Origin of the sequence: Paraburkholderia oxyphila NBRC 105797, assembly GCF_000685075.1 — a bacterium.
GTDB lineage: Bacteria > Pseudomonadota > Gammaproteobacteria > Burkholderiales > Burkholderiaceae > Paraburkholderia > Paraburkholderia oxyphila.
This window is the reverse complement of the sequence record NZ_BAYD01000009.1, coordinates 103,697-116,167: the sequence shown is the minus strand read 5'-3', so window position 1 is coordinate 116,167 and position 12,471 is coordinate 103,697. Positions and strand designations below refer to the sequence as shown.

Genomic DNA, 12,471 nt, shown 5'->3' with positions numbered 1-12,471 from the left:
CTTGCACCGCAAGGCTGGCGGGCCGATTGATCAGGCTTTCGAAGCACTCGGGTGAAAGCCTATTGGTACTCGCCCCGATATCTGAAAAAAATCCCCCAAATTAATTTGATCACCTACACTTGCGCGCAAGTATGGATGGGCGGTCCGCCATGAACGGGCTTTTCGCCATACTGGCCAGGTGCATCAAGGATGCATCCTGCGTGGTCGTCCGCACGGGGAGCGACACGTTCGGGGCGCGGGAGCACAGGGCGATTACGTTGCTTTTGGGTTCGAAACTGGAGACTTACATGAATATCAAGCTTCACAAGCTGTTGCCGATTAGCGCGGCAGTCGTTTTGTTCGCGACGTTTGCAACGGCATCGAGCGCCGACGAAGTGGTCAAGATTGGCCACGTTGCGCCGCTGACGGGCGGGATCGCACACCTCGGCAAAGACAACGAAAATGGCGCACGCCTCGCTGTCGAGGAAATCAACGCGAAGGGCCTGACGATCGGCGGCCAGAAGATCACGCTGGTGCTCGACGCACAGGACGACGCAGCCGACCCGCGTACGGCCACCCAGGTTGCGCAGAAGCTCGTCGACGACAAGGTCGTCGCGGTCGTGGGCCACCTGAACTCGGGCACCTCGATCCCGGCTTCGAAGATCTACAGCGATGCGGGCATCGTGCAGATCTCGCCGTCGGCCACCAACCCGGCCTACACGCAGCAGGGCTTCAAGACCACCTATCGCGTGGTGGCGACGGACGCGCAGCAAGGCCCGGCGCTCGCGAACTACGCGGCGAAGACCATGAAGCTCAAGAGCGTGGCGATCGTCGACGATTCGACCGCTTACGGCCAGGGTCTCGCGAACGAATTCGAGAAGACCGCCAAGTCGCTCGGCATGAACGTGCTCTCGCATGACGCGACCAACGACAAGGCCGTGGACTTCCGCGCAATTCTCACGAAGATCAAGGGCGAAAACCCCGACGCGATCATGTACGGCGGCATGGACGCCACCGGCGGCCCGTTCGCCAAGCAAGCCAAGCAGCTTGGCCTGCGCGCGAAGGTGCTCGCGGGTGACGGCGTCTGTACCGACAAGCTGGCCGACCTCGCCGGCGATGCGACCGACAACATCGTGTGCTCGGAAGCGGGCATGGCGCTCGAAAAGATGCCGGGCGGCAAGGCGTTCGAGGCGAAGTTCGAGAAGCGCTTCGGCCAGCCGATCCAGATCTACGCGCCGTTCACGTATGACGCGGTGTACATCATCGTCGACGCGATGAAGCGCGCCAACTCGACCGATCCGGCGAAGATCCTGGCCGCCATGCCGGCTACGGACTACAAGGGCGTGATTGGCGAGACGACCTTCGATTCGAAGGGCGACCTCAAGCACGGCGTGATCTCGCTGTACAACTACAAGGCGGGCAAGAAGTCGCTGCTCGACGTGGTGAAGATGTAATTGCGCTTTGCACCGCTTCATGCGGTGCGCGGCGTGATGCGATGTGAAAAAGCCCGTGGGTCTTCGGACTCACGGGCTTTGTTTTGGATGGCTCAATCGTTCGACGGCTGCCGTTGGCCTCAAATCCCCAGCCGCCTGAGCACCTTCGGCCCCGCGAACGCCACCAGCGCCGCGCATAGCGCGACAACCGCGAGCCCAACGGTGAGATTGGTCACCTGCGTGATGCCGCCGATCACCACCGGCCCGAACAGCAGTCCGAAATAAGCGATGCCCGCCACGTGCGCGAGGCCCTCGGCGGCGTGGATGCCCTTCACGCGCGCGGCGGCGGCGAACAGCACCGGCATCATGTTGGCGAGGCCGAGGCCCATCAACGTGAAGCCCGTGAGCGCGGTGAACGAAAACGGCAGCAGCAGCGCGCCGATCATGCCCGCGCAGGCGAGCGAGGCGCTCGCGAACACGAGTTGCGGCGCGCCAAAGCGGGCGCGCACGGCGTCGCCCGCGAAGCGCGCGGCGGCCATGCCGCCCGAGAACGCGGCGTAGGCGGCGCTCGCCAGCGCGGGCGTGGAGAGCACGACATCGCGCATATAGACCGTGGCCCAGTCGTACATCGCCCCTTCGGCGATCAACGCGATGAGCGCGATGCCGCCCAGCGCCCACAGCGCCGGCGTGCGCCAGCGGTTGCCGGCTTTGGCGTGCTCGCCGTGGGTGGCATGCGGCACGTGCGGGAGCACGGCGGGGCACGAAACGAACAGCACGAGAGCGGCCACCGCCGAAGCGAGAAAGAGATGCAGCGCGGGCGCCATGCCGTGCGCGAGCAGCGCGCCGCCGATGGCCGCGCCGGCCATGCCGCCCAGGCTGAACATGCCGTGCAGCGCCGACATGATCGGCCGGCCGACGGCCTCCTCGACGGCGCTCGCCTCCGCGTTCATGGCAACGTCGAGCGTGGCCATGCCGACGCCGAACAGGGCGAGCACGACGAGCAGCATCCAGTAGTACGGCACGACGAGAATCAGCGCGCCGCACGCCGACATGGTGAGGCCGCCCGTGAGGCAGGCGCGGCGCGTGCCTGCGCGCGCGATCCATCCGCCGATGGTCGTCATGGCCGCGATCGAGCCGCCCGCCACCGCGAAGAGGGCATACGAGAGCAATGCCGCGCTCAGATGGAATTTGTCGCGTACCGTGGGCACGTGCACGCCCCAGGACGCGTACATCATCCCGGCGATGAAAAAAAGCGCCATGGTTGCGACGCGCGCACGCGCTCGCGTGGCGGCGGGCAGCGCGCGGTGGACGGCATGGGGCGGCTCGGCGAGCGCCGCATCGGAGGAGCGGTCGGACACGGGAAATCCTGGTGTTGGGCAACGGCGAAGCCGATCGGCTTAGAAAAGTCTGGCGTATCAGCTTTTTGAAAGGCAAGCGGAAATTCTAGCGAAGGCGCGCGCGGGCTGCTTGCGGCGGCCCAGCCTGCTCTAATAGTGGGATGGCGCAATCGGCTCACTGCGGGCCGCCGGGTTGAGTCCCGTTGATAAACCCAATAGACCCAATAGGCCCAACGACCTCACATCGATCGAGGACACTATCTTGAAGATCCCCGCTCAAGCTCCGCTGCATCTGCTGCATCAGACCGCCACCGGCACGCTCGCCACCCATACGCGCGAGCCGCAGGGCTTTCCGTATCCCACACTGCTGCCTTTCGCGCCCGATGCGCGGCATCGTCCCGTCATCCTCGTGAGCCGGCTAGCCGAGCACACGCGCAATTTGCAAGACGATCCGCGTGCCGGTTTTCTCGTCGCGCAGTTCACCGGCGAGGATGTGCTGAACGCGCCGCGCATGACCCTGCTCGGCCGGTTCGAGCCGAGCGAAGGCGGCGCCGGCACAGACCCACAGGCGCCGCTCGCCCGCCGCTACCTGCGCTACCACCCGGACGCGGCACGCTATCTCGCGCTCGGCGACTTCACCTTCTGGACGATGCGCGTGGAGCGGTTGCGCTATATCGGCGGCTTTGGCGCGATGGGCTGGCTCGACGGCACCGATCTCGACCCGCTCGATCCGCTTGCGGCGGACGAGGAAGAAGCGTTAATCCGCTTCTTCGAGGCCCACCCGGCACGGCGCGACGGTCTCGCGCTGCTGGGCGTGGACCGTTACGGCGCCGACCTCTCAATCGACGGCCTGCGCACGCGCTATGTTTTCGAGGCACCGCAGGGCGACACGCAATCCTTGCATGCCGTGCTAGCCGACTGCCTCGCGCGGCATGCGAGCTGACCATTTGCACGACAAGGCGGCAGGCGCTGTCTGCTGCCACTCATAGTGCATTGCGAGATTTCAAGATAATAAGCGGGGCCTGGTGAAAGTTCGCATGGGATGAAATGTTTGCGGTTTTTTTCTCAATTAATTTTCACGCCCTGCGAATTATGAGAACCGGATTTATCTGGAAAAAGGGCGATTGGGTAAAAATACCGATTTGCACGAAATGAAAGCTCTGCGGGCCTTGGCGCGGTGCTGAACGGGGCCTATAGTATTTTAATTATTTTCACTGCCCGCGCTTTTCGCGACATTCAAATCTGTGTTAATCTCGCCTGCAATTTCCGAGGCGAATCACCTGTCAATCGGCATACCGGCACAAGATCAGTAGCCATTAATTAGCAAACCACCAGGATACCTATGTCTTCCTACAAGGAACTCCTCGCACAGCGAGAGAAACTCGAGAAGCAGATTGAAGAGGCTAAGGCGCGTGAATATGCCGAAGTCCTCGACGAGATCAAGCAGAAAATGGCCGACTACGGCATTACGCTGGCCGAACTCGGCGGCGGCCGTGCAGTGGGCAAAGGCGCCAAAGCAGCCAGCCGCTCGCGCGCCAGCGTCGCGCCGAAATACCGTGACCCGGATAGCGGCAGCACGTGGTCGGGCCGCGGCAAGCCGCCGCGCTGGATCGCCGGCAAGGATCGCGAGAAATTCCTGATTCAGAAGTAAATCGCCTCTGCTACATCTGGAATGGGGCCTTGCGGCCTGCCAAGCGAAAAAGCCGCGCCGTCACGGGGACTTGCGCGGCTTTTTTGTTATCTTCTTACTTCCACCTTTCAGTAATCTCGCAAACCAGTGAACGCGAATACGAAGTGTTCTCGTAGTCGCCTGATTTAAAAGAGAATTCCAGGGTTATCTCGAATTCGTCATGGTAGGGCCATTACAATCGCGGCTATTCCACGTTCGCGCATTGAATCGCATGTCCACTATCGCCGCCGTATCGTCATCGGATAAACAGCGCGTTGCGCGCAAGACCACGTTTGTCAGCGTCGCCGTCAATGCCGTGCTGGTCGTCCTGCAAATCGCGGTCGGCGTGTTTGCGCATTCACAGGCCTTGATTGCCGACGGCGTTCATTCGCTCTCCGATCTCGTTTCCGATTTCGTCGTGCTGCTCGCGAACCACCATAGTGGCGCAAAGCCAGACGCCGATCACAATTACGGCCACAGCCGTTATGAAACGGTTGCTTCATTATTTCTCGGCGCCATTCTGATTGCAGTGGGCGTGGGTATGCTCGCGCGCGCCGGCACACGTATTGCCCACCTCGGCGACATTCCGCCGGTTCATGCGAGCGCGCTCGCCGTGGCCGTGCTCGTGCTCGTCTCCAAGGAATCGCTGTTCCGCTACATGCTGCGCGAGGCGCAGCGCGTGCGCTCGGCCATGCTGATCGCCAACGCCTGGCATGCGCGCTCGGATGCGGCTTCGTCGCTCGTGGTCGCCATCGGCATCGTGGGCAGCCTCATGGGCGTGCGGTTGCTCGATCCGATCGCAGCGGCCATCGTCGGCTTCATGGTCGCGCGCATGGGCTGGGTGTTCGGCTGGGACGCGCTGCAGGACCTCTCGGACCGCGCGCTCGACGAAGCCACCACCACCGACTTGCGCACGCTCCTGGTCGGCACGCCCGGTGTGCTCGACGTGCATGAGATGCGCACGCGCAAGACCGGCGACCTCGCGCTCGTGGACGCGCATATCCTCGTCGATCCGCTCATCTCGGTTTCGGAGGGGCACTACATTGCGGAGACGGCGCGCGCGCGCCTGCTTACCGACCCGCGCGTGCTAGACGCGCTGATCCACGTCGATCCCGAGGACGACATGCACGTGCGCTCGGTCGCGAACCAGCCGCCGCGCGGCGAAGTCGAGCATGCGCTGCGCGAGGCGCTGGCGGCGCACGGCGTGCGTGTGGAGGCGGTGACGCTGCACTACCTGAGCACGGGGCTCGAAATTCAGGCCGTGCTTTCGGCGCAGGGCGATGCGCGGCGCCTCGATGGCGTCGACATGCAGGCGCTCGCGCGCAAGCTCGGCGCGAGCAAGGTGGACGCGGTGCAGGCCGCGACATCGGTGGCAACGTCGGCGGCGGATTCGGGATCGGCAGGCGCATCGCAAGCTGCGCGCGAATGATGCGTTGCGCCGCGCGAGGCGGCGCGAACGTACGGTGCTAGCCTGCCGGGCCACGCCTCACAGCGGCAATTGCGTATCGAACTTGATTTCGCGTAGCACGACGCTCGTGCGCACCTGCGCGACGGCCGGAATGCGGAAGATGCGCTCGTGCAGGAAGGTGTCGTAGGCCTTGATGTCCGGCGCGACGATCTTGAGGATGTAATCCGATTCGCCGGTCGTGCTGTAGCACTCGGTGACTTCGGGGCAGGTGGCGATCTCGCGCTCGAATTCCTCGACGCCGCCCTCGGTGTGCCGCGTGAGATGGATATGCGCGAGCGCGCAGACGTGCAGGCCCAATTTCTCGCGATCGAGCAGCGCCGTGTAGCGCTGGATCACGCCCGATTGTTCCATGTCCTTGATGCGGCGCCAGCATGGCGTGCTGGAGAGCCCCACTTGATCGGAGATTTCCTGCACCGAGCGGCGCGCGTCGAGCTGCAACAGGCGCAGGATCTTCTGAGAGAACGTATCGAGTGTCAAATGCGCCTCCATGTGCGTCGCCGTATTCCCGAATGTTAGAGGCCGGAAAAACGAAACGCAATGCAAACCGCACCTGACGAGGCAGATTTCCTAATTTGGCAATCAGGTGACGGCTTTTTGCCCTGAGGCGTCCCCATCATCGGAGGTGGCGGCCGCCGCGAGCCCGGCCTGCTGCGCGCGCAGGTCGGCGAGCATGTTGCAGAAGAGCGCGCCTTGCTCGATGGCGTCGTCGAGCGCGACGTGGGTGTGCGGGTGGTCGTCGAACCAGTGCTTCGGAAAGCGCGGCTTGATGCACTTGCGGTACGGCAGGCCCGTCATGGCGAACGCGAGCGTCTTGATGTCGAGCGCCGACCACGAGAACGGGCAGCGCCCCGTAAAACGCATCATGTACCAGAACATGAAGGTGAAATCGAAGCCCGCCGGCATGGCCACGAACACGGGCTTGCCGGGCAGCGCCTCCACCCACTCTACATACTTATTGAGCGCCGCGGCTGGATCCTGCTGATCCTTGCGGCAGGCGGCCCACGCCTCGGGCTGTGTCTCCCACCAGGCGGCCTGCACGGGATGCGGCGTCGCGCCTTCGAGCGTCATGAGATTGGCCGAGAACGTGCCGATCAGACGCTTGTCGGCGGTGTAGGCCGCCGACGCGAAGCTCAGCATCGAGTGCGGGCCGGGGATAGGACCATCGGCCTCGACGTCGGTGCTGACGTAGATCTCTTCAATGGCGGCTTGATTCGCTGGATTCATGGGCGGGATTCGTTGACGGTTTGACGCGTGCCGGTGAGCGTGAGCGGATGCTCGACTGGCCCGGCGCTCAGCCCCAGGGCGCCTGGCTCGCGCCACCGGAAACGCCGGGCACGCTGTCTGCTACATAAGGATTGGTGCGGCGCTCCTCGCCGAAAGTCGAAACCGGGCCGTGGCCCGGCACGAACGTGACATCGTTGCCAAGCGGCCAGAGCTTCTCCCGGATCGAGCGGATCAAGTCCGCGTGATTGCCACGCGGAAAGTCGGTGCGGCCGATCGAGCCCGCGAACAGCACGTCGCCCACGAGCGCGAGCTGATGCTTGCGGCTGAAGAACACGACGTGCCCAGGCGTATGTCCGGGACAGTGATAGACCTCCAGCTCCTCTTCTCCAACCTGCACGGTGTCGCCGTCGGCGAGCCAGCGGTCCGGCTCGAACGCCTGCGCGTGACCAAAGCCAAAGCGCACGCTCTGCTGCGGCAACTGATCGATCCAGAAACGCTCGTCCTCTTGCGGCCCGATGATCGGCACGCCGAACTTTTCGGCGAGTTCCTTCGCGCCCGCGCAGTGGTCGAGGTGACCGTGCGTGAGCAGCACCTTTTCGAGCTGCACGCCCTGGCGCGCGATCTCGGCTTCGATGCGATCGAGGTCGCCGCCCGGGTCGACGACGGCGGCGCGCCCCGTTGCCTCGCAGACGAGGAGCGAACTGTTTTGCTGGAACGGCGTGACGGGAATCAACGTGACTTTCATGCGCGCGGCTCGTGGATGACGTGGCCCTTCGGAGGCCAAAGTCCCGATTGTACCGGGGCGCGCAGGACGCCGCCTGCGCTCGCCGACGCGCATCCGCCGGTCTTGTCAGACAAGACGCCCGGGCCACGCGGATGGGCCATACAAACGGGTTTGTTACATCAATAGTGAAAAATCATGGAGTTTTCTACCAGGTACGGATGGCAAGAATTACTTTTAGGTATAATGCGATGCATCAAGCACGTTACGCGTGCTCTCACTGGGCGATGTGACCCGCAGTTAAAAAGGGGTCGTAATACATCGCCGTCAAGCAGTGTCGTCAAGAAAGGCTGGCTAAACAGGCTGCCTTACAAGACGGCAAATCAGGTGCCGATCCGTTCGGCACCGCACGTCTTGCCCAGCCAGGCGCCGCGCGCCTGCCACGGACTTGCTGCCGTGACGCTGGGTGGGGCCTACGCCGCCGTTCCTGTACGCCGTGTGTCTCCGGCGTGCCTGAACGTGTACATCACGTTCGATGGCGGCATGTGGGGTCTGGTCAGGCTGCCGGGGACAGGCTGCGCCAGACGTGAAAACGAACCAGCGGTTAGCGGCATATGGGGCCGCATCCGGGTATCGGCATTCGCTCGCCTTTTTTCATCGATCGGCGGGTGGGGTGTTCTTTTGCCCGCGACCGCCGGAGCTATCCACGAGCGCGCAACCAAAGGCGCGGGACGGCTCCGAAACGTGATGGCTAAATTATGAACTTCGGACTATCTCGACGACGACTCGGGAGTCTTGCCGCCGTGTCCGTGCTGGCCGGTTGTGCCATGCCGCCTGCTCAGCAGAACCAGGCGCAGGGCGACGCGCTCAGCACCAAGGACGCGCACACGGCGTTCGCCGCGCCGCAGAGCTACGGCTCCGCGCTGGCGGCGCTGCCCGCCTCGGGCGCCGGCAAGGACAACTCGCTTGCCGACGCACAGCCGATCGACGACAGCGCACCGGACGTGGCCTCGTTCCACCAGACCGGCCGCGCCTCGTGGTACGGCTGGCCGTTCCACGGCCGCAAGACCGCGAGCGGCGAGCGCTTCAACATGAAGGCGCTGACCGCCGCGCACCGCACGCTGCCGCTGGGCTCGTACGTGCGCGTGACCGTGGCTAACAGCTCGAAGTCGGTCGTGGTGAAGATCAACGACCGCGGACCGTACGTGCGTGGCCGCGTCCTCGACCTGTCGTACGCGGCGGCGAAGGTGCTGGGCCTGCAGCACGCGGGCACCGCGAAGGTGGAAATCGAAGGCCTCTCGCGCCAGGAAGCGAAGGCCGCGCAAGCAGAAATGCTGGCCGCGAACTCGACCAGCAACTGAGATTCGCCGCGCGCTTGAAGCGCGTGATGGATTCCCTGTGTTTCGTCTGTGTTGGCGCGTGACGCGCGCCGGATGGCGCACATCGGATGACTCAAGAGTCGGATACGCGAGGGGCCGCGTCGAATCATCGACGCGGCCCCTCAGTCTTTCTGCGGCTTCTGGCGTGGCGGCCGCATCGCCCGATGCGCGCGTTTTGTCGACTTTTGTCGCCTTTGTCGTTCTAGCGGCTCAGTCTGCGTCGTCCTCGCCGCCTTCATTCTTCAGCTCGAGCGCGCGCGCATAGAGCGCGTTGCGCGACGCCCCCGTGAGCGCCGCCGCGATCTTCGCCGCGCCCTTCACCGGCACTTCCTCCAGCAGCACGCGCAGCAGCGCGTCGTGATCCGCCTCGCCCGAGGCCTGCGCGCTCGCGCCTTCCACCACCAGCACGAACTCGCCGCGCTGCCGGTTCGCATCGGCCGCGAGCCACGCTGGCCCTTCGGCCAGGGTGCCGCACCACAGCGCCTCGTGTAGCTTCGTCAACTCGCGGGCGATCAACAGACGCCGCGCCGGACCGAATGCATCGGCGAGCGCCTGCAAGGTCTCGACGATGCGATGCGGCGCCTCGTAGAACACCATCGCGTGCCCATGATCGGCGAGCGGCTGCAGCGCGGCCGCGCGTTGCTTGGGCTTGGGCGGCAGAAAGCCGAGGAACGTGAACGTCGCGACCCAGTCGCCCGCCGCGGAAAGCGCGGTGGCGAGCGCGCTCGCGCCCGGCAGCGGCACGACCTGGAAACCGGCGGCGCGCACGGCATCGACGAGCTTCGCGCCCGGGTCGGAGATGCCGGGCGTGCCCGCGTCCGAGACGCAGGCCACGCGCTCGCCCGCGCGCAGATGCTCGATCACGCGCAGCGCCGCTTCGCGCTCGTTGTGCTCGTGCACGGCGACGAGCGGCTTCGAAATGCCGTAGCGCGCGAGCAATTGGCCCGTGTTGCGCGTGTCCTCGGCGGCGATGCGATCGACGAGGCCGAGCACGTGCAGCGCGCGCAAGGTGATGTCGGCCGTGTTGCCGATGGGCGTCGCCACGACGTACAGCGTGGCGGCCGGGTATTGCTGGACCTGGGCGAGTTCGAGGAGGGACGTCATGACACGGAACGCGCGAACGCAAGAAAAGAGGCCGACATTGTGCCATGTGGGTGAGGGCGCGGCGGCGGACGGCGCGATGCGCCGCGAGGAAGGTGCGAAGGTCTCGCGCGCAGGCGTGGGTGACGATGCGCGTGCCGGTACGCGTCGCGACAACTTTTCCGCGCAAGGCCGGTCCAACGCCGAACGCCGCGAGGCGGGTGCGCGCTTTGAATCGCACGCACTGGTATTTTTGCAGCGGCAACGCCTCGTGCTGGTCGCGCGCAACGTGTACTGCCGCGCTGGCGAGATCGACCTGGTGATGCGCGATCGCGACGGCACGCTCGTCTTCGTGGAAGTGCGCGCACGCACGTGGCACGGCTACGGCGGTGCGGCGGCGAGCGTGGGCTGGCACAAGCAGCAGCGGATCTTGCGCGCGGCGCGCTACTACTTGGCGATGCACTCGCATGGGCGGGGCGCGCGAGTGGTGCCGTGCCGCTTCGACGTGGTGACGTTCGAAGGCGGACGCCTCACGTGGTTGCGCGACGCGTTTCGCGAAGATGGACGCTGAGCGGCCGGAGTGTAAGCAGATGTGACCACGCGCGGAGAGGCACCTTCGCATGAGACACACGCGAGCAAAAAAAGCGGCCTCGAAAGCGCGTACAGAAAAGAACGCCGGAAGAGAACGCGCTTGAGTGCGATAAACTTGCGCCACACCGCATTCACGCGGAATATTCAAGATACACGCAGTACAGATTAGAGAGTCGATGTCCGTCGAACGAATTCAACAGCACTTTCGCGACAGCGCAGCCGTCAAGCTCGCCGCGATGGAAGCTCTGGCCGTGCCGATTGCCGCCGCGGTCGACACGATGTTCGCCGCGCTGGCGAACAGCAACAAAATTCTCGCATGCGGCAACGGCGGCTCGGCCGCCGACGCCCAGCACTTTGCCGCCGAGCTGATTGGCCGATTCGAGCGCGACCGCCCGGGCCTGCCGGCGCTGGCGCTCACGACCGACGCCTCCGTGCTTACGGCACTGGCGAACGACTACGCCTACGACCAGGTGTTCGCGAGACAGGTGCGCGCGCTCGGCCAGCCCGGCGACGTGCTGCTCGCCATCACGACCTCGGGCAACTCGGCGAACGTGCTGGCCGCCATCGAAGAAGCGCACGAGCGCGAAATGATCGTGATCGCGCTGACCGGCAAGGGCGGCGGCGCGGTGAGCGACGCGCTCGCCGACACCGACCTCCACCTGTGCGTGCCGTCCGATCGGACCGCGCGCATCCAGGAAGTACATCTGCTGACGATCCACTGCCTGTGCGATGGCATCGACGCGATGCTGCTGGGCGAAGACTGACACCGAAGGACGAAGGAGAGGGAGTTGATGAGCAGAAACAGCATGACGCGCGCGCTGGCCCGGACCACGCTGACGATCGGCTTTGCTGCCTCGCTGTGCGCGAGCCTGCAGGGCTGCTTCCTCGCCGTTGCGGGCGCCGCCGCGGGTGGGACCGCGCTGGTGGCAACCGACCGGCGCACGGTGGGCGCGCAGACCGAAGACCGCGAGATCCAGGTGAAGGCGCTCAAGGATTTGACCAACGGGTTGCCCGATAGCTCGCATTTGAATGTGGCCGTGTTCAACCAGCGCGTGCTGCTGACGGGTGAGGTGCCCGACGAGGCTTCGAAGCAGAAGGCCGAGATCATCGTGCGCAATATCGCGAACGTTGGGTCGATTGTGAATGAGCTGGCGGTGCAGCCGGCTAGCTCGTTTTCGACTCGCGCTAATGACTCGTATCTTGAAGGGCGTGTGAAGAGCGAGCTTGTCTTGTACAAGGACATCTCAGCGAATAACTTCAAGGTGGTGAGCGAGCGCGGTGTGATCTATTTGATGGGCCTCGTGACCGTGGACGAAGGCAATATTGCGGCGAATGCTGCGAGCACGGTGCCGGGGGTGATGCAGGTGGTGAAGTGCTATCAGTACATCCAGCCGCAGCAGGCGATGGCGGCGAATGCCCAGGCGAATGGGAATGCGCCGACGCCGGCGCCGGTTAGTGCCGCCGATGCGCCGCAGGTGGGGGCTGTGCCGGATTCGGGGGTGAGCTCAAGGCCGCTTGATCAGCAAGCGCCTGCGCCGGTGATGGAGTCGTCGCCCGCGCACCCGGGTAGCAATGGGGCGACGATGTGAT

13 protein-coding genes are annotated in these 12,471 nt (G+C 64.7%); 8 read left to right on the top strand and 5 right to left on the bottom strand.

The genetic code is table 11. The annotated features are described in order from the left end of the window. Positions 1-287 precede the first annotated feature (287 nt). On the top strand, positions 288-1,433 hold the full coding sequence (locus BO1_RS08545) for a branched-chain amino acid ABC transporter substrate-binding protein (RefSeq protein ID WP_028217210.1): 1,146 nt from the start codon (positions 288-290) through the stop codon (positions 1,431-1,433). 119 nt (positions 1,434-1,552) lie between these two features. Here BO1_RS08545 and BO1_RS08540 read toward each other — a convergent pair whose 3' ends face one another. After that, a complete protein-coding gene (locus BO1_RS08540; protein WP_028217209.1) occupies positions 1,553-2,770 on the bottom strand; it encodes an MFS transporter in 1,218 nt (405 codons plus the stop codon). A gap of 241 nt (positions 2,771-3,011) precedes the next feature. Here BO1_RS08540 and BO1_RS08535 point away from each other — a divergent pair, with 241 nt between their 5' ends. From BO1_RS08535 to BO1_RS08525, 3 genes are all read left to right on the top strand, one after another. Beyond that, complete coding sequence (locus BO1_RS08535) at positions 3,012-3,692, top strand: HugZ family pyridoxamine 5'-phosphate oxidase (RefSeq protein WP_028217208.1); 681 nt, start codon at positions 3,012-3,014, stop codon at positions 3,690-3,692. A 399-nt stretch (positions 3,693-4,091) separates the two neighbouring features. Then, a complete protein-coding gene (locus BO1_RS08530) occupies positions 4,092-4,400 on the top strand; it encodes an H-NS histone family protein (RefSeq protein WP_028217207.1) in 309 nt (102 codons plus the stop codon). A 250-nt stretch (positions 4,401-4,650) separates the two neighbouring features. Continuing rightward, a complete protein-coding gene (locus BO1_RS08525) occupies positions 4,651-5,847 on the top strand; it encodes a cation diffusion facilitator family transporter (protein ID WP_028217206.1) in 1,197 nt (398 codons plus the stop codon). A 57-nt stretch (positions 5,848-5,904) separates the two neighbouring features. Here BO1_RS08525 and BO1_RS08520 read toward each other — a convergent pair whose 3' ends face one another. The 3 genes from BO1_RS08520 to BO1_RS50165 all read right to left on the bottom strand — a co-directional run bounded on the left by BO1_RS08520 (position 5,905) and on the right by BO1_RS50165 (position 7,855). Next, the gene (locus BO1_RS08520) at positions 5,905-6,375 is read right to left on the bottom strand and encodes an Lrp/AsnC family transcriptional regulator (RefSeq protein ID WP_174490587.1); all 471 of its coding nucleotides are present in this window, start codon (positions 6,373-6,375) and stop codon (positions 5,905-5,907) included. A gap of 90 nt (positions 6,376-6,465) precedes the next feature. Then, positions 6,466-7,110 carry a 3'-5' exonuclease family protein gene (locus tag BO1_RS08515; protein ID WP_028217204.1) on the bottom strand — a complete coding sequence of 215 codons (645 nt, stop codon included), beginning with the start codon at positions 7,108-7,110 and terminating at the stop codon, positions 6,466-6,468. Positions 7,111-7,177: 67 nt separating this feature from the next. Next, positions 7,178-7,855: an MBL fold metallo-hydrolase gene (locus tag BO1_RS50165; RefSeq protein WP_043284165.1), complete on the bottom strand. Its 678-nt coding sequence runs from the start codon at positions 7,853-7,855 to the stop codon at positions 7,178-7,180. Between the two features lie 734 nt (positions 7,856-8,589). Here BO1_RS50165 and BO1_RS08505 point away from each other — a divergent pair. Further along, positions 8,590-9,192 carry a septal ring lytic transglycosylase RlpA family protein gene (locus BO1_RS08505; protein ID WP_028217203.1) on the top strand — a complete coding sequence of 201 codons (603 nt, stop codon included), beginning with the start codon at positions 8,590-8,592 and terminating at the stop codon, positions 9,190-9,192. A gap of 228 nt (positions 9,193-9,420) precedes the next feature. Here BO1_RS08505 and rsmI read toward each other — a convergent pair whose 3' ends face one another. Further along, positions 9,421-10,314 carry a 16S rRNA (cytidine(1402)-2'-O)-methyltransferase gene (gene rsmI, locus BO1_RS08500; protein WP_028217202.1) on the bottom strand — a complete coding sequence of 298 codons (894 nt, stop codon included), beginning with the start codon at positions 10,312-10,314 and terminating at the stop codon, positions 9,421-9,423. Between rsmI and BO1_RS08495 the strand changes: the two genes are divergently transcribed. From BO1_RS08495 to BO1_RS08485, 3 genes are all read left to right on the top strand, one after another. Continuing rightward, positions 10,313-10,861 carry a YraN family protein gene (locus BO1_RS08495; RefSeq protein ID WP_084687826.1) on the top strand — a complete coding sequence of 183 codons (549 nt, stop codon included), beginning with the start codon at positions 10,313-10,315 and terminating at the stop codon, positions 10,859-10,861. The two genes, rsmI and BO1_RS08495, sit on opposite strands and share 2 nt — an antisense overlap. Positions 10,862-11,057: 196 nt before the next feature. Beyond that, positions 11,058-11,645, top strand: coding sequence for a phosphoheptose isomerase (locus BO1_RS08490; protein ID WP_028217200.1), 588 nt, complete (start codon positions 11,058-11,060; stop codon positions 11,643-11,645). 27 nt (positions 11,646-11,672) lie between these two features. After that, entirely contained in the window at positions 11,673-12,470 is a 798-nt protein-coding gene (locus BO1_RS08485; RefSeq protein WP_028217199.1) for a BON domain-containing protein, read from the top strand. Position 12,471 lies beyond the last annotated feature (1 nt).

What these genes read in the sequence shown, in the direction of transcription:
- BO1_RS08525 (WP_028217206.1), top strand. Translation starts at nt 4,651, where the DNA reads ATGTCCACTATCGCCGCCGTATCGTCATCGGATAAACAGCGCGTTGCG.
- BO1_RS08520 (WP_174490587.1), bottom strand. Translation starts at nt 6,375, where the DNA reads ATGGAGGCGCATTTGACACTCGATACGTTCTCTCAGAAGATCCTGCGC.
- BO1_RS50165 (WP_043284165.1), bottom strand. Translation starts at nt 7,855, where the DNA reads ATGAAAGTCACGTTGATTCCCGTCACGCCGTTCCAGCAAAACAGTTCG.
- rsmI (WP_028217202.1), bottom strand. Translation starts at nt 10,314, where the DNA reads ATGACGTCCCTCCTCGAACTCGCCCAGGTCCAGCAATACCCGGCCGCC.
- BO1_RS08545 (WP_028217210.1), top strand. Translation starts at nt 288, where the DNA reads ATGAATATCAAGCTTCACAAGCTGTTGCCGATTAGCGCGGCAGTCGTT.
- BO1_RS08530 (WP_028217207.1), top strand. Translation starts at nt 4,092, where the DNA reads ATGTCTTCCTACAAGGAACTCCTCGCACAGCGAGAGAAACTCGAGAAG.
- BO1_RS08485 (WP_028217199.1), top strand. Translation starts at nt 11,673, where the DNA reads ATGAGCAGAAACAGCATGACGCGCGCGCTGGCCCGGACCACGCTGACG.
- BO1_RS08515 (WP_028217204.1), bottom strand. Translation starts at nt 7,110, where the DNA reads ATGAATCCAGCGAATCAAGCCGCCATTGAAGAGATCTACGTCAGCACC.
- BO1_RS08490 (WP_028217200.1), top strand. Translation starts at nt 11,058, where the DNA reads ATGTCCGTCGAACGAATTCAACAGCACTTTCGCGACAGCGCAGCCGTC.
- BO1_RS08495 (WP_084687826.1), top strand. Translation starts at nt 10,313, where the DNA reads ATGACACGGAACGCGCGAACGCAAGAAAAGAGGCCGACATTGTGCCAT.
- BO1_RS08505 (WP_028217203.1), top strand. Translation starts at nt 8,590, where the DNA reads ATGAACTTCGGACTATCTCGACGACGACTCGGGAGTCTTGCCGCCGTG.